At 35.4% G+C, this 23,903-nt stretch carries 21 protein-coding genes and 1 pseudogene; 16 read left to right on the forward strand and 6 right to left on the reverse strand.

Annotated elements, in window-relative coordinates:
* Window positions 1-108 precede the first annotated feature (108 nt).
* Genes ACFZP3_RS01220 through ACFZP3_RS01235 form a run of 4 tightly spaced genes read left to right on the forward strand, consistent with a single transcriptional unit; the run spans window position 109 to window position 9,167 of the window.
* The gene (locus ACFZP3_RS01220) at window positions 109-2,778 is read left to right on the forward strand and encodes an ATP-dependent Clp protease ATP-binding subunit (protein ID WP_386086665.1); all 2,670 of its coding nucleotides are present in this window, start codon (window positions 109-111) and stop codon (window positions 2,776-2,778) included.
* Window positions 2,779-2,804: 26 nt separating this feature from the next.
* Entirely contained in the window at window positions 2,805-7,511 is a 4,707-nt protein-coding gene (locus tag ACFZP3_RS01225) for an NAD-glutamate dehydrogenase (protein WP_386086667.1), read from the forward strand.
* Window positions 7,512-7,516: 5 nt separating this feature from the next.
* Window positions 7,517-7,813, forward strand: a complete 297-nt coding sequence (locus ACFZP3_RS01230) for a hypothetical protein (RefSeq protein ID WP_386086669.1) — start codon at window positions 7,517-7,519, stop codon at window positions 7,811-7,813.
* Window positions 7,785-9,167, forward strand: coding sequence for a PleD family two-component system response regulator (locus ACFZP3_RS01235; protein WP_386086671.1), 1,383 nt, complete (start codon window positions 7,785-7,787; stop codon window positions 9,165-9,167). The genes ACFZP3_RS01230 and ACFZP3_RS01235 overlap by 29 nt, the downstream gene beginning before the upstream one ends.
* A gap of 144 nt (window positions 9,168-9,311) precedes the next feature.
* On the opposite strand, the gene recO is transcribed toward ACFZP3_RS01235, so the two are convergent.
* Window positions 9,312-10,034, reverse strand: coding sequence for a DNA repair protein RecO (recO, locus tag ACFZP3_RS01240; RefSeq protein ID WP_253307186.1), 723 nt, complete (start codon window positions 10,032-10,034; stop codon window positions 9,312-9,314).
* A gap of 142 nt (window positions 10,035-10,176) precedes the next feature.
* Between recO and ACFZP3_RS01245 the strand changes: the two genes are divergently transcribed.
* Together ACFZP3_RS01245 and ACFZP3_RS01250 are read left to right on the forward strand one after the other, a co-directional pair.
* Window positions 10,177-10,803 carry a hypothetical protein gene (locus ACFZP3_RS01245; RefSeq protein WP_253307187.1) on the forward strand — a complete coding sequence of 209 codons (627 nt, stop codon included), beginning with the start codon at window positions 10,177-10,179 and terminating at the stop codon, window positions 10,801-10,803.
* A gap of 54 nt (window positions 10,804-10,857) precedes the next feature.
* A complete protein-coding gene (locus ACFZP3_RS01250; protein WP_264688014.1) occupies window positions 10,858-10,980 on the forward strand; it encodes a hypothetical protein in 123 nt (40 codons plus the stop codon).
* 54 nt (window positions 10,981-11,034) lie between these two features.
* On the opposite strand, the gene ACFZP3_RS01255 is transcribed toward ACFZP3_RS01250, so the two are convergent.
* Window positions 11,035-11,373, reverse strand: coding sequence for an outer membrane protein assembly factor BamE (locus tag ACFZP3_RS01255; protein ID WP_253307201.1), 339 nt, complete (start codon window positions 11,371-11,373; stop codon window positions 11,035-11,037).
* Window positions 11,374-11,503: 130 nt separating this feature from the next.
* Between ACFZP3_RS01255 and ACFZP3_RS01260 the strand changes: the two genes are divergently transcribed.
* The 3 genes from ACFZP3_RS01260 to tsaB all read left to right on the forward strand — a co-directional run bounded on the left by ACFZP3_RS01260 (window position 11,504) and on the right by tsaB (window position 14,489).
* Window positions 11,504-12,493, forward strand: coding sequence for a ribonucleotide-diphosphate reductase subunit beta (locus tag ACFZP3_RS01260; protein ID WP_253307200.1), 990 nt, complete (start codon window positions 11,504-11,506; stop codon window positions 12,491-12,493).
* Between the two features lie 263 nt (window positions 12,494-12,756).
* A complete protein-coding gene (locus ACFZP3_RS01265) occupies window positions 12,757-13,887 on the forward strand; it encodes a cation:dicarboxylate symporter family transporter (RefSeq protein WP_253307199.1) in 1,131 nt (376 codons plus the stop codon).
* Window positions 13,887-14,489, forward strand: coding sequence for a tRNA (adenosine(37)-N6)-threonylcarbamoyltransferase complex dimerization subunit type 1 TsaB (gene tsaB / locus ACFZP3_RS01270; RefSeq protein WP_386086675.1), 603 nt, complete (start codon window positions 13,887-13,889; stop codon window positions 14,487-14,489). Before ACFZP3_RS01265 ends, tsaB begins: the two co-directional genes overlap by 1 nt.
* Here the strand turns inward: tsaB and ACFZP3_RS01275 are convergent.
* A complete protein-coding gene (locus ACFZP3_RS01275; protein WP_253307197.1) occupies window positions 14,484-15,107 on the reverse strand; it encodes an AAA family ATPase in 624 nt (207 codons plus the stop codon). The genes tsaB and ACFZP3_RS01275 overlap by 6 nt on opposite strands.
* A gap of 280 nt (window positions 15,108-15,387) precedes the next feature.
* Here ACFZP3_RS01275 and ACFZP3_RS01280 point away from each other — a divergent pair, with 280 nt between their 5' ends.
* The 4 genes from ACFZP3_RS01280 to ACFZP3_RS01295 all read left to right on the forward strand — a co-directional run bounded on the left by ACFZP3_RS01280 (window position 15,388) and on the right by ACFZP3_RS01295 (window position 18,569).
* Complete coding sequence (locus ACFZP3_RS01280) at window positions 15,388-16,098, forward strand: class II aldolase/adducin family protein (protein WP_386086677.1); 711 nt, start codon at window positions 15,388-15,390, stop codon at window positions 16,096-16,098.
* Between the two features lie 659 nt (window positions 16,099-16,757).
* Window positions 16,758-16,955 (forward strand): transposase, encoded by a 198-nt coding sequence (locus ACFZP3_RS01285; RefSeq protein ID WP_264688017.1) that lies wholly within the window; start codon window positions 16,758-16,760, stop codon window positions 16,953-16,955.
* A 232-nt stretch (window positions 16,956-17,187) separates the two neighbouring features.
* Complete coding sequence (locus ACFZP3_RS01290) at window positions 17,188-17,316, forward strand: IS3 family transposase (protein ID WP_353270857.1); 129 nt, start codon at window positions 17,188-17,190, stop codon at window positions 17,314-17,316.
* A gap of 74 nt (window positions 17,317-17,390) precedes the next feature.
* The gene (locus ACFZP3_RS01295; RefSeq protein ID WP_253307194.1) at window positions 17,391-18,569 is read left to right on the forward strand and encodes a ribonuclease D; all 1,179 of its coding nucleotides are present in this window, start codon (window positions 17,391-17,393) and stop codon (window positions 18,567-18,569) included.
* A gap of 268 nt (window positions 18,570-18,837) precedes the next feature.
* Here ACFZP3_RS01295 and coaE read toward each other — a convergent pair whose 3' ends face one another.
* A complete protein-coding gene (gene coaE / locus ACFZP3_RS01300) occupies window positions 18,838-19,425 on the reverse strand; it encodes a dephospho-CoA kinase (protein WP_253307192.1) in 588 nt (195 codons plus the stop codon).
* Between the two features lie 166 nt (window positions 19,426-19,591).
* Between coaE and ACFZP3_RS01305 the strand changes: the two genes are divergently transcribed.
* From ACFZP3_RS01305 to ACFZP3_RS01315, 3 genes are all read left to right on the forward strand, one after another.
* Complete coding sequence (locus ACFZP3_RS01305; RefSeq protein WP_264688020.1) at window positions 19,592-20,995, forward strand: NAD(P)H-dependent flavin oxidoreductase; 1,404 nt, start codon at window positions 19,592-19,594, stop codon at window positions 20,993-20,995.
* An 80-nt stretch (window positions 20,996-21,075) separates the two neighbouring features.
* Complete coding sequence (locus ACFZP3_RS01310; protein ID WP_386086680.1) at window positions 21,076-21,927, forward strand: hypothetical protein; 852 nt, start codon at window positions 21,076-21,078, stop codon at window positions 21,925-21,927.
* Between the two features lie 43 nt (window positions 21,928-21,970).
* Complete coding sequence (locus ACFZP3_RS01315) at window positions 21,971-22,093, forward strand: hypothetical protein (protein ID WP_264688022.1); 123 nt, start codon at window positions 21,971-21,973, stop codon at window positions 22,091-22,093.
* Window positions 22,094-22,351: 258 nt separating this feature from the next.
* Here ACFZP3_RS01315 and ACFZP3_RS01320 read toward each other — a convergent pair.
* A pseudogene (locus tag ACFZP3_RS01320) lies at window positions 22,352-22,976 on the reverse strand (transposase); the annotation flags it as partial.
* Window positions 22,977-22,995: 19 nt separating this feature from the next.
* Window positions 22,996-23,857 (reverse strand): IS630 family transposase gene (locus ACFZP3_RS01325; RefSeq protein ID WP_386086489.1). Its coding sequence is split into 2 segments (ribosomal slippage): window positions 22,996-23,533 and window positions 23,532-23,857, totalling 864 coding nucleotides; the frame shifts between segments, so codons are not numbered across the junction.
* Window positions 23,858-23,903: the final 46 nt, after the last annotated feature.

Below are 23,903 nucleotides of genomic sequence, written 5' to 3' on the forward strand. Positions count from 1 at the left end.
TAAGAAATTTAAATTTTTGCAGACCATACCTAACAATAAACAACTTTAGGTTGAAATTTATGAAATCAGTTGTTATATACATCAGCAAATACGAATTTAACTGGTGTTATGGACTTAAATAAATTTACCGAAAAAGCAAAAAGTCTAATTCAAAGTGCTCAGATGAAAGCGTTGGGAGCTGGGCATCAGATTTTTATGCCTGAGCATTTACTCAAAGTGATGCTTGAGGATGAATTAGGTTTAGTTCAGGATTTGATAAACGCTTGTGGTGGAAATGTGCAAAGTATTTCTGATGCTGTGGATAGCGCAATAAAAAAGTTGCCAGTAATTGAAGGTCCAGGAAGTGGGGGCCTTCAACTTTCAAGAGAAATAGCAAAAGTTTTTGAAGATTCAATTGGTATTGCAAAGAGAAATAAAGATTCATTTGTTGCTGTTGAGCGTTTACTGCAGGGCCTCACTGCACAAAAAGATGATACTGTAGGCAAAATTCTGGCAGAGAATGGTGTTACACCGCAAAAATTAAATTCAGTTGTTACAGACATGAGGAAAGGTAGCAGTGCAGACTCGCCAAACAGTGAGGAAAAATTGAACGCGGCTAAGAGATATACAAAGGATATTACAGAGCTTGCTATGCAAGGCAAGCTTGATCCTGTAATTGGTCGTGATGAAGAGATCAGAAGAACTATGCAGGTATCACTGAGGCGGACAAAAAATAATCCAGTGCTGATCGGTGAACCTGGTGTTGGAAAAACTGCAATAGTTGAGGGGCTTGCAAATAGAATCGTTGCAAATGACGTGCCACTTGGTTTGCGTGATGCAAAAGTTTTAGCCCTCGATCTTGGCGCATTAATTGCTGGAACAAAATTTAGAGGAGAATTTGAAGAAAGGTTAAAAGCAGTTATTAATGAGCTTTCGAAAGCGGAGGGAAAAGTTATCTTGTTTATAGATGAGCTTCATACTTTAGTTGGAGCAGGAGCAGGAGCAATAAGTGGTGCAATGGATGCTTCAAATTTGCTAAAGCCTGCTCTTGCGCGTGGAGAAATTCGCTGTATAGGAGCCACAACTTTAGATGAATATCGTCAGCATATAGAAAAAGATCCTGCACTTGCAAGGCGTTTTCAGCCTGTGTTTATCTCTCAACCAACTGAAACTGATACCATTTCAATACTCAGGGGTTTGAAGGAAAGATATGAAGTGCATCATGGTATAAGAATTACAGACGGTGCAATAATTGCTGCTGCAACGTTGTCCAATAGATATATAACAGATAGGTTTTTACCTGATAAAGCAATTGATTTGATTGATGAAGCAGCAAGTAGGGTGAGAATTGAAATGGATAGCAAGCCTGAAGTTATTGATGAACTTGAGAGAAAGGTTATACAGCTAAAGATTGAAGCAGAAGCTCTAAAAAAAGAAAGTGATGAAAATTCTAAACAGCGTTTAAAAAAGATAAATGAAGAGATCGAAAATCTAAACAGTAAATTTGCTGACTTGAACAGCAAATGGCAGATGGAAAAGAATAAAATAGCTAGAATACAAGAAACAGTTGAAAAATTAGATAACGCCAGAAAAGAGCTGGAATTGGCTCAGCGGAGTGGAAATTTAGGAAAAGCAGGAGAGCTGATGTATGGTGTGATCCCTCAGCTTGAGAATGAATTAAAAAATCAGGAAAAGGTTACTGATAGTTTCTTAAAGAAAGAAGTGACTGGAGATGATATTGCAAACATTGTTTCAAAGTGGACAGGAATTCCAGTTGATAACATGATGCACAGCGAAAAGGAAAAACTTCTTAACATGGAGAATGAAATAGGAAGAAGAGTAATAGGGCAAAAAGGCGCGATAGAAGCAATAAGTAATGCAGTTAGGCGCTCTCGCTCTGGTGTGCAAGATACTAATCGACCTTTCGGTTCATTTTTATTCTTAGGCCCAACCGGGGTTGGAAAAACAGAACTGGCAAAAGCCCTTGCTGAATTTCTGTTTGACGATCAATCAGCGCTTTTGCGTTTTGATATGTCAGAATATATGGAAAAACATTCTGTTTCAAAGCTAATTGGCGCGCCTCCAGGGTATGTTGGCTATGAGCAAGGTGGCAGATTAACCGAAGCAGTAAGAAGAAGGCCATATCAGGTTATTCTGTTTGATGAAATAGAGAAGGCAAATCCAGATATATTTAATCTATTGCTGCAAATCTTGGATGAGGGTAGACTCACTGATAGTCATGGCAAATTAGTTGATTTTCGCAACACCATACTGATCTTAACTTCTAACCTTGGTGCAGAGATAATGCTTAAGGGAGTTACAGAAAATGAGACTCTACCTCCTGTCATCCAAGTAGCTGACACTGGGATCCAGATGCAGATTCCAGCTTCACGCGCTGGAATGACATCGGAAGGAGGAGTTGCTAACTCTGTAAAAAGCGAAGTGATGCAAATAGTTAAATCAGCATTTCGTCCAGAATTTTTAAACAGGCTGGATGAAATTATTATATTCCACAGTTTAACCAGAGATGACATCTATAAAATTATAGATGTTCAATTTTCTTATTTACAAAAAACACTTGCTAAGCGTAAACTGAGTATAAGTTTGTCGCAGGAAGCTAAAGAACTAATAGCACAAACTGGCTATGACCCTGAATATGGAGCAAGGCCCCTAAAAAGGGTTATACAAGAGTGTATTCAAAATAATTTAGCTAAATTAGTTTTATCAGGGGAAGTAGTAGAAAATGATGAGCTAATAGTGTACGCTCTTGATAATGAAATCTTAGTTAAAAAGGTTTAAGTTCACTGTGTATTTTTGTTAAAAAAATGTGTGTAGATCATAATGTTGACACTGAGTCTTTATTTGAGTTAGTTGATCAAGAAAATCAGCAAGATAAAGAAAAAATTAAAAAATTTATTAAGTATTTTTATAGTTTTGTTTATAAAAGCGACCTAAAAGCCAACGATAAGTTTTTGCTATATATTGTAAACGATGCTTACAATTTTGTTTCTCAAAAAGAGAAAGATGAAAGTAAGTTAGTAGTAAGCAATATAGATGATATACCAGGAATAGAAGGCGATTTTACCACGATTAAGATAACAAACGATGATATGCCATTTTTGGTTGATTCTGTTATTGCAACTATTAAATCGCACAATTTAACCATATGCTATTACAGCAACAGCATAATTAACATTAAAAGAAAAGATGGCCTAATAGATGAGATTTACTCCTTGGAAGAAAGCAATGGAGTCAAAGAATCAGTTATATATGTAATTATCAAAGGTATAAGTGACAGTTTTGTTGATACATTAAAAGAATCTCTACAAAAAACGCTGAAAGCAGTTAATTGCGTTTTGAAAGATTGGCACTTAATGCTCAAGAAACTTGATGAAGCAAAAAGTCTTCTTTTTGCCATCGAGCAGCCAGCGTCGAACGCTGGAGTGACACCAGGAAAAGATTTCTTAGATTGGCTAAAAAACAATAATTTTGTATTTCTAGGTTATCAAGAATATATTGCTGGTAAAGATGAAAAACTCGTCTGTGATAGCAAAAAGGACCTTGGCCTGATAAGAGTAGGTCAAAGTACGTTGATTCCTTCTGCAAACCTTGATTCCCTATACATATTGAGATCAGATCTAATCTCAATAGTCCATCGGCGTACATACATGAATTGTATAGGAGTAAAAGAATTTGATGACCAGGGTAATGTAGTAAAGGAACGGCGTTTTTTCGGGCTATTTACTTCTGTAGCGGAGGTCCAAGATATTCGAACTATTCCAATAATAAGAGATAAAGTTAAAGTTATAGAAAAAAATGCAGGGTTTGTAACCGGGGGCCACAATAACAAAGCTTTAATTTCTATTTTACAACCATTCTCTTGTGATGAATTATTCCAATCAAATGAAGACGAATTATTTAAAATTTGCATTTCGATCATGTCTCTTGCGATTAGGCCAAGGGTCAGATTATTTTTAAGAAGAGTAAGGGATTTTATTAGTTGCATAGTGCTGATACCAATGCGTTATGCTAGCGCTAGGCTAATGTTCAAGATACGTGACATATTGAAGGATGAGACAAGTGCAGAAAGTTCAGATATTTATAACAATCACATTATCAATGAATATGATTTGATGAAATTGCATGTAGTGCTAAAGACCAAAAATGCTAGTGTTCCTGATGACGAAGTTTTGCGTATCGAAAACAAATTGAGGAACATTACGGAAAAGTGGGAAGATCTTTTTATAGACAATTTATATAATACTTTTAGTACTGTTGAGGATATATTCATCCGTTATTGCAAGGCATTTCCAATAAGCTATCAAGAGAGTTTCGAACCTCATGACGCATATTACGATATGAAAAAATTGGAGATAGTGAGGAAAAAAGGAGTTAGCGAGGTCGATTTAAGACTTACTTGTGATAATCTTAATTATCAATTAAAGGTTTATACTCCAAGCAATAGAGGCCTTGAATTATCGAAGATATTAAGGATCACTAAGAATTTGGGAGCTAAGATTCTATCTCATAATGGCTATTACATAGAAATTAACGGCGGAATATGGATACACCATTTTGTGTTGTCAAGAGTCGATGAATTAATAGACAACATTACTCTAAAAGAGCAATTTGAAATAACACTTGCGAAAGTGTTTAGAAAGGAAATTAAAAATGATTATTTCAATAGTTTGGTCATTATTGCTGGACTGGAGTGGAAAGAAGTGCTTCTGGTTAGAGCGCTCAGTGCTTACCTAAAGCAGACGTCATTTAACTACAATCCAGAATATATCCAAAAGGTAGTCTCAGAGTATCCAAAAATAGTAAAGTATTTGATACAACTATTTCATGCAAGATTTGATCCTAGCATAGACATTGATAGAGCAGAAACCACGGACATTTTCATAGAAAAAATTGAGGAACTTCTAAAAGAGATCAGCAATGTTTCACATGATTACGTTTTGCGCTCGATATTTAACTTGATAATGGCTATTTTAAGGACCAGTTATTATCAAGACGATAAACCATATTTATCTACAAAATTTGACTCAAATAAAATAAATGGTTTGCCTGATCCTCGTCCATATCGTGAATTGTATATTTATTCAAATCTTTTTGAGGGAATACATCTAAGAGGAGGGAAATTGGCCCGTGGTGGCTTAAGGTGGTCGGATAGGACGGAAGATTTTCGCACTGAAGTTTTGGGGCTCATGAAAGCTCAGATGACAAAAAATGCGGTTATTGTACCTGTTGGCGCAAAGGGTGGGTTTGTAATTAAGCAAGTTTATAAAGACAAAGATATTTTAAGAGAGAAAGGTGTTGAATGCTATAAGAGTTTTATCAGGGGAATGCTTGACATTACTGATAATGTAGTTAATGGCAAAATAATTCCACCAGAGAATGTGATTAGGTATGATGAGGATGATCCATACTTGGTAGTTGCAGCAGATAAAGGCACTGCTTCTTTTTCTGACTATGCAAACCAAATAGCCTCTGAATACAATTTTTGGCTTGGCGATGCATTTGCATCTGGTGGATCAGCAGGTTATGATCACAAAAAAATGGGTATTACAGCCAGAGGTGCATGGATTGCAGCGCAGAGGCATTTTTGGAAAATGAATAAGGATATTTACCAAGATGCAACTGTTATTGGAATTGGAGATATGGCTGGCGATCTATTTGGAAACGGTATGCTGCTTTCAAAAAATATACATTTAATCGGCGCATTTAACCATATGCATATTTTTATTGATCCAAATCCTAGTGCAGAAAAGAGTTTCACAGAGCGTAAACGTCTCTTTGAGTTACCATTTTCAACTTGGATGGATTATAACAAAGATTTGATTTCTAAGGGTGGAGGAGTATTTGAGCGTAGCAGCAAGCAAGTAAACATTTCTCAAGAAATAAAAAAATGCTTTGATATAACAGAAGATATGCTACCTCCAAGTGATTTGATTAGATATCTACTCAAAGCAGAAGTGGACTTCATATGGAATGGAGGAATTGGCACGTTTGTTAAGGCAAAGAGTGAAAATCATAGCATGGTCGGTGACAAAGCAAACGATGAGTTAAGAGTAAATGGTAAAGATATTAGAGCTTCTATGTTTATAGAAGGCGGAAATTTGGGATGCACACAGCTTGGAAGAATAGAATATGCTGAAAGAGGTGGATATATAAATGCAGATTTTGTTGATAATTCAGCCGGAGTGATATGTTCGGACCTTGAAGTTAACATCAAGATTGCATTTGTTTCAGCTATGAAAGCAGGGGGTGTTTCTTTAGAAAAAAGGAATGAAATACTGGCAAGTATGGTGGACGAAGTTGCATCCAAAGTGCTTGAGAACCACAACAGAATTGAAACAAAAGCATTACTTCTTGAGTGTTTGCAAGCTAAAGAGAGATTGGAGCAGCACCACAGGTTACTGCTCAGTTTAGAAAAATCTGGGCTGTTAAACCGAAGCGTAGAATTTCTTCCAACTGAAGAAGAGATAGCAAGGATGTTAACTGGTGCAGAAGGTTTCAGTTCTCCTCAGCTTTCTATTCTAATGTCTTATGCTAGAACGGCAATAAAAAATGACATTATACATTCCGATCTGCCTGAAAAAGATCTTATATCTAATGACTACTTGCTAGGTTATTTTCCTAAAAAGATGATAACAAAGTTTAAGGATTTCATATTAAAACACCAACTTCGTAGAGAAATTATCTCTACTTGCATTGCAAATGATGTAGTGAATAGAATGGGCTGTATATTCATCAATAATTTGGCTGAGAACACTGGAATTAAGGTACAAGAAGCGGTTAACATATATATTGTTGTTAACCACCTGTATGATTTAAACAGCCTGTGGCAGAAAATTGATGAATTGGATGGAAAAATTGATGTTAACTCATACTTACAAATAGTGAGGAACGTGCAGAAATTTATTGGCAGAGTATCGTTTTGGTTAGTGAAAAATCTTGGCAAGCTTAGCTTTGTAGAGTTGGATGATGTTACAAAATTTAAAGATGCAATTGAAACTTTAGGCCAGAACTTAACTGATGTTTTAGATGAACACCTATTAAAGGTCTGTAGCCATGGATCAACTTCTTTAGTAGAACTTAATATAAATAAAGATCTAGCAAAAAAAGTTGCTGATCTATACGTTCTTGCTTATGCACTGGACATTATATCTGTTGCTGAACAGACATCTTTGTCCATTCTTGATGCTGGTAAAATATACTTTGAGTTAAAGTCGCTGTTAAGATTCGATCTGATTAGAACAATTGCCATCAAGATGAAAAGCCGCTCTTCTTATTGGGATCGCAGCTTAGTTAATGATTTATTGGACGATTTAAGCAATTACCATCACAAGCTAGCTGTTAAAGTCATAAAAGCTACTGATAACCCCGAAGATAAGGTTCAAACCTGGGCTAGTAATGATAAGGACTACATAGAACGTTATAATAGTTTTTTAGATGAGATAGTTGCTTCTAAACTTGATTTAAGCAAATTAATATTTATAATCAGGAGGATTAAAGTACTTGCTTCATAGGAAAAATGTTTAATATAGGTCTTTCAGAAATTTTGGTCGTTGCTTTAGTGAGCATAATTGTTCTTGATAGAAATAAGGTGCCTGTATTTATTGATCTTATTAGGAATACATATAGGTATCTTATGATTATAAAATCAAAAGCTAGGAGGTTATTGAAAGACGCAGGAATTGAAGACTTATATAAAGAGTATAATACTGAGAAAGTAAATTACATAGTTGGTAAAAATGGTAAGCTTTATCCTACTTACGATATAGATAATACATCTAAAGATAATGACAGCGAAGATTCTAGTAGTAGATGATGTACTATCTAATGTCAAGCTTTTAGAAGCTCGACTAAAAGCAGAGTACTATACGGTTATCGTAGCTCATGATGGTGAAGAAGCTATAGATTTAGTAGCAAAGCAGCAGCCTGATATTATATTACTTGATATCATGATGCCAAAGATGAATGGCTTTCAAGTTTGTAAGGAGCTAAAGAGTGATCCCTTGACAACCCATATTCCAATAATTATGGTAACTGCACTGCATGATACTCACAATAGAGTACAAGGCATTAATGCTGGTGCAGATGACTTTCTGACTAAACCAATAAACGAAACTGCTTTATCTGCGAGAATTAAGTCTCTCACACGCTTAAAGATGATTATCGACGAATTGCGTTTGAGAGGAGAAACCAACGCTGAGATTGGCGGAGTAGCAGGAAACAGTATTATGGATTATTCTAATCAGATTTTTGATGCTAACATACTTGTTGTAGATGAAGATGTCTTTCAAGCAGAGCAGATATATAATGTACTAAAGCACCGCTTTAGGTCAATTAAAATACTGAGTGATCCAGTGGAGGCATTAAAGGTTGGTATTAAGAATAATTACGACCTGATCATTTCTGATATGCAGTTTTCAAAAACTGACGGCCTGCATTTGTGTTCTGAGTTTCGTAGTAAAGTAGAAACACGCTATACACCAATTCTGATTCTTTCTGAGGATTATGATAAAAACAATTTAGTAAAAGCACTTGATGTAGGTGCTAATGATTATTTAACAGTACCTTTGGATGAGGGTGAGTTAATAGCAAGGGTTAATTCGCAAGTAAAACGCAAAAGATATCAAGATGCCTTGAGAATGAATTTATTTAATAATGCGGAAATGTCTATAAAGGACCCATTAACTAACTGTTATAATAGAAGATATTTTGATGCACACTTAAGAAACATTGTTAAGGACTCTGTGGAAAAGGATAGAAGGTTGTCTCTTATGATACTTGATATAGACTATTTTAAGATGGTGAATGACAGTTTTGGGCATAGTGCTGGAGATGAACTTTTAAAGCAAGTACAGAAAAGAATTTCTGAAAATATCAGAGTGACAGATTTACTAGCTAGGTTTGGTGGTGAGGAGTTTGTTGTTGTAATGCCAGATACCAATGTATCAGATGCGTACACTATTGCGGAGAGAATACGAAAAATTATTGCTAAAGAACCTTTTATACTTGCGGACAAAAATACAACCCATAACATAACTGTTAGCATTGGAATTGCAGAAATGCAAGGATCTGACCTTGACGATATTAAAAAATTTATAGTACGTGCTGACAAATATTTATATAAGGCAAAAAACAGTGGTAGAAATAGAGTGGTTACTGGCTATAGCTAAAGTGGCTTAAGTTTACCGACAACCGTCATTCCGCTACTCGTTAGCGGAATCTATGCTGAGATACCGCGAATGAATCGCGGTATGACGTGTTGCTTGGGTTAGCTATAGATTTCTGAAATGATTTCAAAAAAATGATAACTAAGGTTAAAGCGACAACATGAGGTTTCTCAGCTCTGGAAATTTCATGTTTAACTGCAAAAATAGATACTTATTTAAAAAATATCCTGTGACTTTCAGTCCTAACTGAAATTCTTGGAATGAGTAGCTGTTTTGTAGGTTATTATTGTATACATCATGCAACATTTGTGGAAAAGGTAGGAGTTTATCTGCATAATAATCTCCTGCTTTTTTTGACACTGCTCTACCAGTTTTTGGAGAAATAAATTGTAAGTTTTCCTTAACACCTGTTACAGCACATTTGGATAAGTCTAACTTGAATCCCAATTGCGTAAGAAGCAGAAGCTCTAAGTTAAGATAATGGCTTTGCCAAGACTGATTGTTGTGTTTAATTACATCGATGAAATATCGAAAATTGTCATACAGCATGGCACAGGGTTCACTTTCTGGAAGCACTTTTTCTAAAATAGAGGAGAAAGAGACAATAGTAATGCTTTTTAACCTATCTTGAAAGAAATGATGGAATGGAGATTCGATTAATTCGCACTTTAAAAAACCCAGATTTTCAGGTAACTTAGCACTCCATTCTGCATGTAATAGATTACTTATCTGAAACTTATAATTGCTATTGTTTGTTAGCTTAGTTAATCCCCTGCGCTTTCCATGATTTTTTGTAAACAGAGAAAGAATTAAGTTTTTATCGCCGTATTTTTTAGCAGCTATAATGATGCCTTCATCTTTCCATCTCATTTAGAGTATATTGACCGTATGATATTATAGAAATAGTAAAATTAGTACAGCAAAAACTACGTCTTTGAGCTTAAATCAACTAAAATATATTGACTTTATGTGCAATATTAGCTTTAAACCAGTAAAACAAACTGCTTAACATATGCGTTTTTTCTATTCTAATTACATTCTTTTTTTATCTTTATGTTGTTTTCTGCTTTTTTCGTTACCTTCAACAAAAGCCCAAACGAATGATACGTCAGTTGTTCCTATACCACAAAGGAAAAAAGAAACAGTTGAGCACACTGTTGTAGCACAACCGAGGCAAATTATCGAAATGCAAGAAGAAGTCATTATTAACGAGGGTAAAGAATTCATTCCAGTTCCAAAAAGAAAAAAAAGTGTAGGGAAGAAACTAAGAAGGGATGTTAGAGAGGCAAAAAATGAAATAGGAAACGAAAAAAGCGTTGAGAATAAAAAGGATGAATTAGTTGTAACAGAAATTATTAACTCTATAAGAGACAAACTTACAAAATGCTGGAGCATTCCTGAAAGCATAGCTTACAAAGAAAATTTTAATATAAAAATTAACTTATTATTATCCAGTCAAGGCGAGATAATTATGGCCGATGTAGCAGACAGTGATTCCTATCGAAATAATCCACTTTTCAGGTCGATAGCAGATAATGCAATGCGTGCAGTATATAAATGTAGCCCATTGACTGGCTTGCCTACTCAGCACCACCACATTTGGCGTGAAGTAACACTAGACTTTATTCTAAATGGGTAAAATCTTACAATAGACCTCTTATATTACCTTCTGTCATCCAAGTAGTCAGGCTACTTGGATGACAGAAGTAGACACTTCACATTATCATTCCAGCGCTCCTTTCTTGTCATGCCAGTGCGTGACACTGGCATCCAGAAAAAAAATAGATCCCAGTGTCTGGGCACTGGGATGACGTAATACGGTTCTTGGATGACAAAGAAGGGCGGGAAAAACTCTGTAGTCAGCAGATTTTCAATCAGGAACAGCCAAAGATCTCTCTAAGATGTCAGTTTCTTTTGTATCTGCAACTTTACCGTCCTGATCGAATGAAATTTGCAGGGACTTACTGCTATACTTCCTTTTTCCTAAGAAGTTAGCTTGTTTAATTTTATATGAGACATAGTACCAAACATTGTCATCGAACTTTGATACTAATATTGGTGATCCTAAAGTGTGAACCACTTTTTCTTTATCGTCACCTGCTTTTATCTTGCTCCACAATTCAACACTAATGCCAGGAGCTCCGTGGTTGTGAATAGTGTGTGTGCAGCTCACTGTAAATAATAAAATAAAAGATATTAATACTCGCATTTCTGTTGATAAATTACTTGAAGCTATAATACACTAATAAATTACCTGCCGTCAAATTTCAAAAAGTTAAATTGACTGATTCTCAATATCACTTAATATAATATTTACTTTAGAAAATAATAGGTGTCTTATGTCATTGTTAGAAGCAGATCCAATATACAAACCTTTTAATTACCCTTGGGCGTATGATGCGTGGTTGCAGCAACAAAGAATCCATTGGATACCTGAGGAAGTTCCGCTTGCTGATGACGTGAAGGATTGGAAAACTAAACTTTCAAACGTAGAGAAAAATCTACTAACTCAGATTTTTAGATTCTTTACTCAAGCGGACATTGAAGTAAATAACTGCTATATGAGGCATTATTCAAATATATTTAAGCCAACAGAGATATGCATGATGCTTGCAAGTTTTTCCAATATGGAAACCATACACATTGCAGCTTATTCTTATCTTTTAGACACAATTGGCATGCCAGAAAGCGAGTATCAAGCATTTTTAAAGTATGATGCTATGAGAAAGAAATATGAATACATGCTGGAATTTGAGGAAAGCAAAAAACACGATAAAAAACATGTAGCTAAAACTCTAGCAGTGTTTGGTGCATTTACCGAGGGGTTGCAGTTATTCGCATCGTTTGCAATTTTGCTCAATTTCCAACGCTTTGGAAAAATGAAAGGCATGGGGCAGATAATCGCCTGGTCAGCCCGTGATGAAACTTTGCACACCAATTCAATTATTATGTTATTTAATACATTTATTAAAGAGAATAATGAAATTTGGGACAACGAGTTTAAAGAGGAATTATATTCTGCATGCCGCACTATTGTTGAGCTTGAGGACGAATTCATAAAGCTTGCCTTTGATTTAGGAGATGTTGAAGGACTATCCGCAGAAGAAGTGCGCAATTACATACGCTACGTAGCAAACAGACGGTTAATGCAATTAGGTCTTGAGTCCATATATGATGTCAATGATAATCCTATTCCATGGCTCGATGAAATACTAAATGGCGTTGAACATACGAATTTCTTTGAAAATAGAGTAACAGAGTATAGTCGTGCAGCAACTCAAGGCACATGGGAGGAGGCTTTTACTGAAAACGACACGAATAATAGGTGAGTGCTAATTTCACTCTTCTTTGTCATGCAAGTAGCTGACACTGGAATCAGTTTTTTGATCGAGAATGTTGTATAGTGCATAATCAATTTTCCTGGATCGAAGTAGTCAAGGCACTGGGATCTAATAGATAATATTCGTGCAGTACGCGCGGGAGTAACAAAAGCTGCTTGTCTTTCATAATGTTTCGTAGCAATAGGCAGTTTTGCTTTACTTAACAACCAACTTACCATATATATGTCCATAGGACATTGGTATATAAGAACGTGCTACAACTATTAATCTTACTCACGGTCATCACTTCAGTTGCATTCTTTGGTCATTTAGTTCCAATGGAAGCAAAAACCTTCTTGTACTCAACGAGCCTGAGTATAAAAGAGGTTTTGCTATTTATAATGCCTTTTATTATTTTTGCGTTAATCTTTAGCAGTGTTAACAATCTTAAGCAGTCAGCTATAAAGTTTATATTGTTACTTATTATAATGATCTTCTTATCGAATCTGGCTTCAAGTTTAATAGCTTATTCTGTTGGGCATTTTATCATACAAAACACTTATTCAATACAAGATATAACGTATGAAGAAACAATTGTTCCTTTATGGTCGTTTAGGCTGCCTGCATTGCTTTCTAATTTTTATGCCCTTGCCTGTGGATTTGTGTCCAGCATAGTAGTGTCCACACTGCTACCCAAGAAAAGCAAAGAGCTTTCGAACAAAATGTTAGATTTAACTCTCTTTATTTTGAAGACGTTTTTGACGCCGATTATTCCAATATTTGTACTTGGGCTTGCTTTAAAAATGCAGCATGATCAAGTTTTATCTATAATATTTAAGGATTACTCAATAATTTTCATTATTATAGCATCTGCAACCTACCTTTATGTTTTCCTCTTATATGGAGCAGCAAATTCATTCAAGATCACAAGCTGGATAGCTAGTATAGGCAATATGATACCGGCATTTATTACTGCGATGAGCACAATGTCTAGTAATGCAACTATGCCGCTTACTCTTGAAGGAAGCAAAAAAAATGTAAAGCAACCTGATATAGCATCGTCTGTTATACCAATAACTGCTAGCTTCCATTTAGTAGGTGATTGCTTTTTTGTTATAATATTATCAATGGTAATTACTTCTGGTTATTTATTGTCCACAACGGACTATGTAACTTTTCTTCTCTATTTTTTGTTATTTAAGTTTGCTATCGTTGCAGTGCCGGCAGGAGGAATTATGGTAATGCTACCTATTCTTGAGAAATACCTCAAATTTTCTCCAGAAATGCTTTCGTTAATCACAGCCTTGTATATAGTGTTTGATCCAATAATCACTTCAGCAAATGTTATGGGTAATGGTGCCTTTACTATGATGTTTACAAAACTCTATGATAAGCTTAAGTAATGTCTATTTTAGCGATTGATACTGTAGGTACTGGTAGTTCAATAGCAATAGTTGATTATGATGGTAATTGTTTTGTAGAGCGCAATTCCGACAGCAACAATCATGTAGAATCATTTTTTCAAATTCTGAATACTTTGTTTGATAAGCACAATTATAATTATGATAAAATAGATCATTTAGCGGTAGTAGTTGGACCAGGAAGTTTCACTGGAATTAGAGTTGGTATATCAGCAGCACAAGGTATAAATCTTGCTACAAATAAGCCATTATACGGAGTTAATGCGCTGGAAGTTCAAGCTTACACAATATCTTTGATTTGTACGAATAGCAAAAAAAATATCAGAGCTATAATCAAAAATGCTCAAGGGTTTTATACGCAGTTATTTGATTTCAATTTATTGCCGCTATCTGGTCCAACTGCAGCACGTGAACCTGGATCCAAGTGTCACGCTACAAGCAGTGACTGCATTACACATATGGATTGCAATTTAAATGCTAGCCATGCAGGACTATTGGTTCATTATAGACTGAAGAACAAGCAAAAATTAAATGAAGTTGAGGCTCTATATTTAAATGAGCCTCAGTATATGAAATCATTATAGACTATTCTTTCGCGTACATACAATGTGGCTAAGCCTGTGCATCTGGTTTACTATCTCTTGAGCTACTTCTTTTATACTCATATCTGAATTTTCTATCTCTATGGCACTCGGTGGTATAAATAAATTGTTAATCCTAAATTGCTCTATCATGCTATTTACATTAGTCACCTTCCTATTTTTTCTTTGCCTTTTTAATGCAATACGCTTTTGTAATGTCGGTAGGTCACACCTAAGTACCACAGGAAGGATTTCTGTGTTCATTTTTTTACTAAGCCTTACTATTGAATCATACATCCTCATGTTCTGGTCATTATTTTCCATCAACTCATCAATAAATATGTAATTTTTTGAGTGAATCGGATAATTTTCTATTACCTGAAGCATAATTTGCATAATGTCATATATTCTATCTTGAACTTCTTTAGGTATTTGATCACGTTCAAAGACACCATTGTATATAGAGCAAACTTGAACATTGTTATAGAACTTACTATTTACAATTAATGCGTCTATCATATTGGACAATTCTATTGCTGTGGAAAGTTTACCACTTCCTGAAAGACCAGAGAGATATATGAAAAATCCTGCTGGCTGTTTTTTTGTGTTAATACTTACCATATTATTTTCAATCTTGAAACTTACATTTATAATAACATAAAAACAAAGCTTTAAAACATATGAAATATTACATAGAAAATTATTTTTATAGTTAAGATATTATGTAATTTAGAAACATAAATTCTGTATATAAACTCTATAATAACGATAACTATTTTTAAGCAAGCTACAACACAAAAGTGTTTGGTATTCAGAAAGCAAGACAGAGTGGCATAGACTTATTAGTTTACTACAAGCCTTTTTTCGTGTATAAATCTTCAGAAGATTCTAACAGAGGATTGTGTTGTTAACAAAGAGCAGAGTAAAAAGGGATCTAGTCTATGCCTATCAGATTTTGTCTTACCTTAAACTGGATGATCATACATATACTCACCTCTCGGTATGTTCTGAAGATCAAAAGTCGTTTTATATTTACCCATTTGGTATACGCTTTGACGAAGTGAATGAAAATTCATTGATGAGAGTATCACTAGATGGAAATGTGATTGAGGGTACAGAATATCAATATAATAAAACTGGCTATATAATTCATGGTTTTGTTTATCAAGCAAGGAAAGACATTCAAGCAATTTTTCACCTGCATACACCTTCTATTGTAGCAGTTTCTTCTCTAAAAGATGGACTACTTCCAATAAGTCAATGGTCACTGCACTTTTACAATAAAATCTCTTACCATAATTATAATTCCCTAGCACTTAGCAATACAGAAGGAAAGAGGTTAATAGCTGATCTGAAAGAAAATTTTGTCATGTTAATGCGCAATCATGGATCTATAACGTGTGGTCGGACTATACAAGAAGCAATGTTTTACACGTATCATTTAGAACGAGCGTGCAAAACTCAATGTTTAACGTTAGCAATGAATAGGGAGTTATCAATTCCAAGTGAAGAAATTTGCTCAAAAGCTGTAAAGGATCTCCTATCTTTTGAAAGCAATCTTGGTGAGAGGGATTGGCACGCATGGGTTAGACTAATTAAAAGTAAGTTGTAAGAGGCTTTCGCACTACTATCTGTCATCCAAGTAGGGAGTCATACGCGTCAAGTTAAGAGGTTATGAGCAAATTTAGAGAGGTTAAAGTGGATACTCTGACCTTACCCAGAAAAAGTAGAGAGAAAGTTAAGACGTTTTTGGAGTAAAATAAAACGTTTTTTCAAAATATGGCAAATAGAAGCAGCAGGATTCAAATTAGAAGCTGTTAAGCTGGTTAAAGAAACAGAAGTAAAAAAATAGCAAAAGATCTAGGCATAGATGGCAGTATGTTAAGTAAATGGGTAAGAAAATATGATGGAAAAATGTCAGAAGCATACGCATTTCCAGACAAAGGCTCCTTATGACAAAGAAAGATTTGATCTAAAAAAAGAACTAGCAAGAGTAACAAGAGAAAGAGACATTTAAAAAAAAGCCCTGACCAAACAAAAAGAGTAAAGTATTCTTTTATATAGAAATTGCTATAAAATACAGGAACTATGTAGGGTTTTAGACATATCTGCTGGTGGTTATTATAAATGGGTTGCTAAGGGAAAAAGCAGTAAGGAATTAGCAAGAGATGGGCTTCTAGCAGATATTCAAAAAAAGCATCCAAATGCAGATCCCTAAAATTCACGCTGAATTAAAAGCTTTAGGCAAAAATTAAAACAGTACAAAGTGTTATGCAGAAAAATGGTATTCGGGCTATATTGAGAAGAAAATTTAAAACTAAGAAGCAACAAACGGACAATAGAGTCGTAGCTCTCAATATATTAGACCAAAACTTTATTGTCGATCAACCAAATAAAATATGGGATTACTTATATAAAAACCAAAGAAGGATGACTATATTTGGCAGGATCTATATTCACGCATGGTAGTTAATGAGCAGTTCAATAAATAAACAATTGGTTGTTGACTCTTTATTGATGGCCGTTAATAAGCGCAAACCCGATAAAATCTGCTGTTACATAGCGATCAAGGGTCACAGTATACCTCTCAAAATTACCAATTTCTATTGAATACAAAAAACATCATTTCCAGCATGAGCCATAAGGGATGTTGTTACGATAACTCTGTTGCAGAAAAGTTCACTCAAAAGGGAGCTGCTTATTGATACTTCTCGCTCAACAAACCAGAACTGCCATATTTGAATACATAGAAATCTTTTATAACAAACAACGTAGGCATTCTACTATTAATTATTGCATTCCTGCACAATTTGATGCATCATTCTCATGACAAAAACGTCTTAATTTTCTCTCCACTTTTTCTGGGTAAGGTCAGATAAAGTAGAACCACCAAGTGAAAAATATATGCTAATTAGTACAACATCAGAGCTGGAAGATACGTGTGAAGAATTAATAGCAAAAAAGCCGAAATTTATAGCAGTTGACACGGAGTTCATTAGAAATAATTTAACCTACTACCCAAAATTATCGTTAATTCAAATTTCTTACGGAGAGAAGAGTTTTATTGTAGACGCATTAGTGCCAGAAATTGATTTATCATTCATTAAGAAAATAATGCTAAATCAGGGGATAACCAAAGTGTTTCATAGCTGCCGGCAGGATATAGAATCCTTACTCACTGTGTTTAAATGTATTCCCACTCCCATTTTTGATACCCAAGTTGCCGCTATGTTTTGTCATTATTATCATGACTTTATTGGTTACTCAAAAGTAGTAGAGCAATATCAAGGAGTAGTGCTGGATAAAATTAAAGCTAAAAATTCAGATTGGTTAAGGCGTCCGTTGTCCGAGGATCAGTTAGACTATGCAATAAACGACGTGGTACACCTATATGACTTATACCAAATATTGTGCAATAAACTTGAAGAAAATAATAGGATGTGTTGGTTTCAAGAAGAGATGGAATCAATAGTTAATATAAATAAGTATTTACATAGTCCAAAAGATGCATGGAAGAGAATTAAATTTAATTATGAAGCAAATCCAAGATTGGTATTAACTGTTAAAGCAGTTAGTGAATGGCAAGAGACCTTAGCACAGCGCTATAATATGAATCGTAATAAAGTAATTAATAATGCTGTAATAGCTGGTTTTATTGAAAAAAATGTAGAGCATGTTGATGAGATTTTAGATGATCTCAAGAGGAATGCAAAAAATATAAAAGATGCAGATTTACTAGAGTTTGTGAATATTTTTAATGAAAATGAAAAAAATTGGATGCAGCAAAACAACATCTTACCGAATAATTATGACAAATCTGTATTCGATATACTCTCAATTATTTTAGATAGTAAATGTAAAGAAAGTAACATATCAAGGAAATTAGTTTCTTCAAAAGATGAGTTAACCGGGTCAATATCTGGGCAGATAGATAAACTATTCAAGGGGTGGAGATACGATTTTTTTGGCAGGTCAGTTGAATCATTTTTGAACACAAGCTCAAAATTTGAGATTTCAGCAGTGAAATCCGCAAATAATATAACCAAAATTCAGAGTAATTTAGTGGAGAATAACTGTTGCTAAAGTAACTTAGATTTATCGACAATCGTCATTCCGCTGCTTGTTAGCGCCGCGGCGGTATGACGGTTCGCGGCAGTATGAAGATAACTTCGTCATCCCGCTGCTTGTTAGCGGGATCTATGCTAATACCAATTCTCAATAATAATGAGACAAATGAAAAAGAGTGCTTTCCGCCTATAACTGGAGGTTTAAGTGAATTTATCGTATATTCTATTTGTCTTCCCAATAACGAAGTTTGGTATAAGAGATACCGTGACGGTATGACGTAGAGCTACGTGTTGAGGTTTAATGAATCCACTATTTTTTTTATTTGAGAAAAAACATACTCTTTGCTTACACTGGTGTCGATAATAAAGTCACTCATCTTCCTTTTCTCCTCAATAGATAACTGAACATTGAAGATTAAATTTAGCTTTTCTTTATCTATGTTGCGTTCGTTAAGTCTTTGAGCTTGCACAACGCTATCTGCATAGATAAAAATAATAAGGTCACAGTATGAATGAAATTTTGTTTCTAATAGAAGTGGCACATCTAAAACTAAAAGCTTTCTATCGATCTTTTTTTCCTTGGCAATAAAAAATTCTAATTCACGCAGCACAGCAGAGTGAACCAAAGATTGAAATTGTTTCCAATTTTCATCGTAGGCTAAGAAATATTTAGACAGTACTGTTCTACCTATTTCACCATTTACTACCACTCCAGGAAAATTTTTTTCTGCATAACTTATTATGCTTTTATCCACTTTATAAAGTTGGTGTACAACAGAATCAGCATCAAACACAGCAGCACCAAACTCTTGAAAGCAATTAGCTACAAAGCTCTTTCCTACCCCAATTCCGCCTGTTAGACCTATGATCATATAGCAAAATACATTAGACTTCTTTCGAAACTATATTACAGTAGCTGCTGTGTCTACTCAAAACCCAAATTTGGCTATGCAGAGGCTCTGATGATAAAAGAAAAAATAAACAGCTATTATTTTTTTAGTAATTAAGTAAAATAGAGTGAAAGATTGCGAGGAAGTTTTGAAAAATAAGATAAAAAAGATAGTAATTTCAGGAAAGGAAGTGTGGCCAATAATTGAGGGCGGCAAAGGCATCGCAATCAGTGATGGAAGGTCAAGTGGAGCATTTGCTGCAGCAGATGCTGTGGGTACGTTTTCTGGTGCAAATGCTAAGCTTATTGATGATAATGGTGAGTTAGTGCCGCTGATTTACAAAGGCAAAACAAGAAATGAAAAACACAGTGAATTGATTGAGTATAGTATTAAAGCTGGAATCAGTCAGGCAAAAATAGCGAATGAAATATCAAAAGGTCATGGAAGAATACATATGAATGTGCTTTGGGAGATGGGAGCAGCAGAACGCGTGCTTCATGGCATATTAGAAAAAGCAAAAGGCTTAGTTCATGGTATTACCTGCGGTGCTGGTATGCCTTATAGGCTTGGAGAAATTGCAGCTAAATATCAGGTTTATTATTACCCTATTGTCTCATCGGTGCGTGCTTTTAAAGCATTATGGAAGCGTACTTACCAAAGAATATCTTCCTGTTTGCTTGGTGGAGTAGTGTATGAAGATCCATGGCTTGCTGGAGGGCACAATGGACTCAGTAACAGTGAAGACCCAGAGCTACCACAGGCTCCATTTGAAAGAGTTGCAGAGCTTAGATCTTTCATGAACGAGATCGGTCTTTCAGAAACACCAATTGTTATGGCAGGAGGAGTGTGGCATTTGAAAGATTGGGAACATTGGTTTGACAATCTGCAAATTGGACCAATAGCTTTTCAGTTTGGCACTCGTCCACTTTTGACGAAAGAAAGCCCAATTTCTGCAGAGTGGAAAAAGAAGCTACTCACTTTAGAAGAAGGTGATGTATTTTTAAATAAATTCAGTCCAACAGGGTTTTACTCATCTGCAGTAAAAAATAACTTCATACGTGAGTTGCAGAAACGGAATTCACGTCAAATAAAGTTTTCAGAAAATGCCAGCGAAGAATTTAGTAGTGAATTTGCAATGGGTAGCAGAGGTAGGAAGATCTACCTTACTTCAAAAGACAAAGAGCTGGCAAATACATGGACTAAAGCAGGGTATACAGAAGCAATGAAAACTCCAGATACAACTGTTATTTTTGTGACGCCAGGCAAATTTGCAGAGATAAGACAAGATCAAATCAATTGTATGGGATGCTTAAGTCATTGTTTGTTTAGCAATTGGAAGGATCACGGCGACCATTCAACAGGACGAAAGCCAGATCCACGGAGTTTTTGTATACAAAAAACACTGCAAAACATTATACATGACGGCGATATTGAAAATGAACTCATGTTTTCCGGGCACAATGTGTACAAATTTAAGCAAGATCCGTTTTATGAGAATGGCTACGTACCGACAGTAAAAGAGCTGGTGGAAAGGATATTAACTGGGTATTAAGTTATGGTTGATTTGACAAGAAGACGTTACTTTGTTATAATAAGTATTTATTAATTTAGTCTTAACTTAAGAGGGTATTTATGGTAGCAAGTGATAGTGTTTTAAAAAGGTATGCGTTAGCCTATATAAAAAAATCTGGTAGTAACAGTAATATTAAAGAGTTTTTACAATTTTGTAATACGCAAAACACCACAAATTGGAGTGAGGAGAATTTTAAAAATGCGTATGAAAAATTTACACATCCAAATTCAAGCAATAGGCACGATACAGGAAGCAGAAATAATCAATATAACGCAGGGAATAACAGGCAACCTACAGGCCCTCAGGTTACACACGTACATGTACACAATGATAGAGGTTTAGATTTTTGGGATTATTTACTACTTCGCAGCCTGTTTGGTGGTCATACTACAGTTATAAATAACCCTGGTTTCAGTAGTGGTAGCCATCAAAGCAGAGAAGATAAGAAAAAAGACTCGGAAGACAGTAGAAAGCTATTAGCTTTAGGTATGGTAGCTGCAGTTGTGTGTGTTGCTTTCCATGCTGGTATGTGTTTTTGGTATAACAGCAGCAGAAAAGCGGCTAGAAAAGAAGAAAAAATAGATTATCTTGATAATAAGCTTAAGATGCTTAGGAATATAGAATTTGCGGTTGGCGCTGTTTCTTTAGCGGCTTTGGTAGCTTGTGCTGTTTATCCAGTGTTACCAGTGTGGGGTTTAGTTATCCTTGGCGTTAATTCTCTCGTATGTTTTGCTGGTGGTTTAGCTTTTCATATGAAGCATGAGAAAGAATCAGATAATATTGAGAAGGCTAAAGAAGCAGTTAGGAATTATGGACCACCTCCTCCTTACTCTCCTCCAAGCGCTCCTCCTTATAGTGAATTTAATAATTCTAATTCGGAACAGCAGTTTGAGAATTATAAGGCGTACTAAACCCACAACTGTACGAACATTGTGATTTGGGCCCATCAGGAGGGTGTCATTCCAGTGCTCCTTTCTCGTCATCCCAGTGCCCAGACACTGGGATCCAGCTAAGTTAGTGAGTGTAAAAGTAGCCAACCTTACGTTAAAACACAACGTTCTTGATGAGATTGCATAAAAACTGGATTCCTTACATCATAGAGGCACTGCCATTATAGAGTAAAATGAGATCCCAGTGTCTGGGCACTGGGATGACAGCTAGCCTGACAACCGTCATCCCGCTACTTGTTAGCGGGATCTAGAGATACCGCGGCGGTATGACGGTTTGCGGTAGTATGAAGTAGTACTGCTGTCGTCCCGCTGCTTGTTAGCTGATGAGATACCGCGGCGGTATGACGAGGGAGAACAGTCAATGGCGTCAACTTAAGAGCATACATTAGCAAACTCTCCTAAAGACATGATGGCGTTTAGGCTTATCTACTTTATCGCGGCTATACAATCTTCCCGGTCGGATCTTAACTTTAGTGCGTATACTTAAAAAGGGCTTGAAAGTTTTTTGGTGCAACAAGCACTTGATTGCCTCATCACACCAAATAAAACTGAAAAATTTCTCAGCAATTTGATCTGGGAAGGCCCTTGTGCATCACACATATGAAGCGATAATATATTGCACATGACCAAGTTTGCCCAAAATTCTTGTAATACAGCCTCTCCAGAAAAATTCTCTAACTCTGCTCCTACTTTGAGTCGTTTATAGCACTCCTCTATGTGCCACCTTAATACATAAGCTTTACTCCAAAGTCTCGATCAAAAACTCTGTTTCTCCGTTGGCTAATGTTAGCTCTTACTTTCTGTCCTTTCATTTTATTTTTTAGCTTTTCATTTTCCAATATAAAATCAAAATCTAATTCGCCAGCGTTCCCATAGCTTGCTATAATTTCTTTTTTGCAAGCGAAAAATAAAATCTACTTCCAAATCATCATGCTGCTGAATGAATTTTACTGAAGACGATCATAGATAAATAATAATTTCTCTTGATTTAATGAACGCATTTGAGTGATATAGCTCTTCTCATAATAGTCAGAATAAAAAAGCAGAATCAACAGCTTGACGGAAAGACTTAAAAATAGGGATATTTTTTCTAGCTCTATTCTTTATAGCAAACCAATTATGCTCAATTTCGTTAAAGTCTGGAGAATATGGAGGAAGATAAAGAATTTCAGCACCAACTCCTCTAGCAAGATTATCTATTTTTTTAGATTTATGGAATGTAGCGTTATCAAGAATTACAGTTTGGCCAGACCTTAAAATTGGAGTTAAAAACTGCTCAAACCAAGCCTCGAAAACATCCTTATTGCAGTATCCTTCAAAGGTCAATGGAGCAATGATCTTCCTTTTATTTAGAGCTGCAATCATACTGACACGCTGAGTTTTTTTACCTGATTTTAATGAATGAAACCTCTCTCCTTTTCTGCAATATCCGTATGGGTAGTCTTCTGTATTATCTATTCCAGATTCATCAATATATACAAGATTTTCATGACGTTTTGTTGCTATAACCTTTAAAAATTGAGCTCGCTTTCCTTCATTTCTTTCTTTATATCCGTAGGTCTTTTTTTCTTGTAAATCCAATATTTTTAAGTGCGCGGTGAATCGTTTGTCGACTGATATTACCCCAGAGTTTAGCCATCTCTGACTGAGTTTTGCCACCATGGTTTTTTGCAAATTTGGTAAAAACATTCCAGTCAGTAATTTTATGGTTATATCCTACGCTTCCAGGCTTTTTTGACTGAAAATCTCCCGTTTCCTTACGCCTTTTCTGCCACTCATATAGAGTCGTTTTTCCAATTTTAAATCTCTCTGCAACAGTTGCTCTACTTTCTCCTTCATCCAATGCCTCCATTGCTTTTTTCCTTAAATCGTAACTATACGCTGCTGGCATACAAACCCCACTACCATAAATCCATATCTTAACTTGTTTGGATTAT

This window comes from Wolbachia endosymbiont (group A) of Norellia spinipes (genome assembly GCF_964273535.1).

Coding starts and splice junctions, on each gene's coding strand:
- ACFZP3_RS01310 (WP_386086680.1), top strand. CDS start 21,076: ATGGTAGCAAGTGATAGTGTTTTAAAAAGGTATGCGTTAGCCTATATA.
- ACFZP3_RS01275 (WP_253307197.1), bottom strand. CDS start 15,107: ATGGTAAGTATTAACACAAAAAAACAGCCAGCAGGATTTTTCATATAT.
- ACFZP3_RS01235 (WP_386086671.1), top strand. CDS start 7,785: ATGACAGCGAAGATTCTAGTAGTAGATGATGTACTATCTAATGTCAAG.
- ACFZP3_RS01220 (WP_386086665.1), top strand. CDS start 109: ATGGACTTAAATAAATTTACCGAAAAAGCAAAAAGTCTAATTCAAAGT.
- ACFZP3_RS01245 (WP_253307187.1), top strand. CDS start 10,177: ATGCGTTTTTTCTATTCTAATTACATTCTTTTTTTATCTTTATGTTGT.
- ACFZP3_RS01260 (WP_253307200.1), top strand. CDS start 11,504: ATGTCATTGTTAGAAGCAGATCCAATATACAAACCTTTTAATTACCCT.
- ACFZP3_RS01285 (WP_264688017.1), top strand. CDS start 16,758: ATGCAGAAAAATGGTATTCGGGCTATATTGAGAAGAAAATTTAAAACT.
- tsaB (WP_386086675.1), top strand. CDS start 13,887: ATGTCTATTTTAGCGATTGATACTGTAGGTACTGGTAGTTCAATAGCA.
- ACFZP3_RS01225 (WP_386086667.1), top strand. CDS start 2,805: ATGTGTGTAGATCATAATGTTGACACTGAGTCTTTATTTGAGTTAGTT.
- ACFZP3_RS01255 (WP_253307201.1), bottom strand. CDS start 11,373: ATGCGAGTATTAATATCTTTTATTTTATTATTTACAGTGAGCTGCACA.
- ACFZP3_RS01295 (WP_253307194.1), top strand. CDS start 17,391: ATGCTAATTAGTACAACATCAGAGCTGGAAGATACGTGTGAAGAATTA.
- ACFZP3_RS01230 (WP_386086669.1), top strand. CDS start 7,517: ATGTTTAATATAGGTCTTTCAGAAATTTTGGTCGTTGCTTTAGTGAGC.
- recO (WP_253307186.1), bottom strand. CDS start 10,034: ATGAGATGGAAAGATGAAGGCATCATTATAGCTGCTAAAAAATACGGC.
- coaE (WP_253307192.1), bottom strand. CDS start 19,425: ATGATCATAGGTCTAACAGGCGGAATTGGGGTAGGAAAGAGCTTTGTA.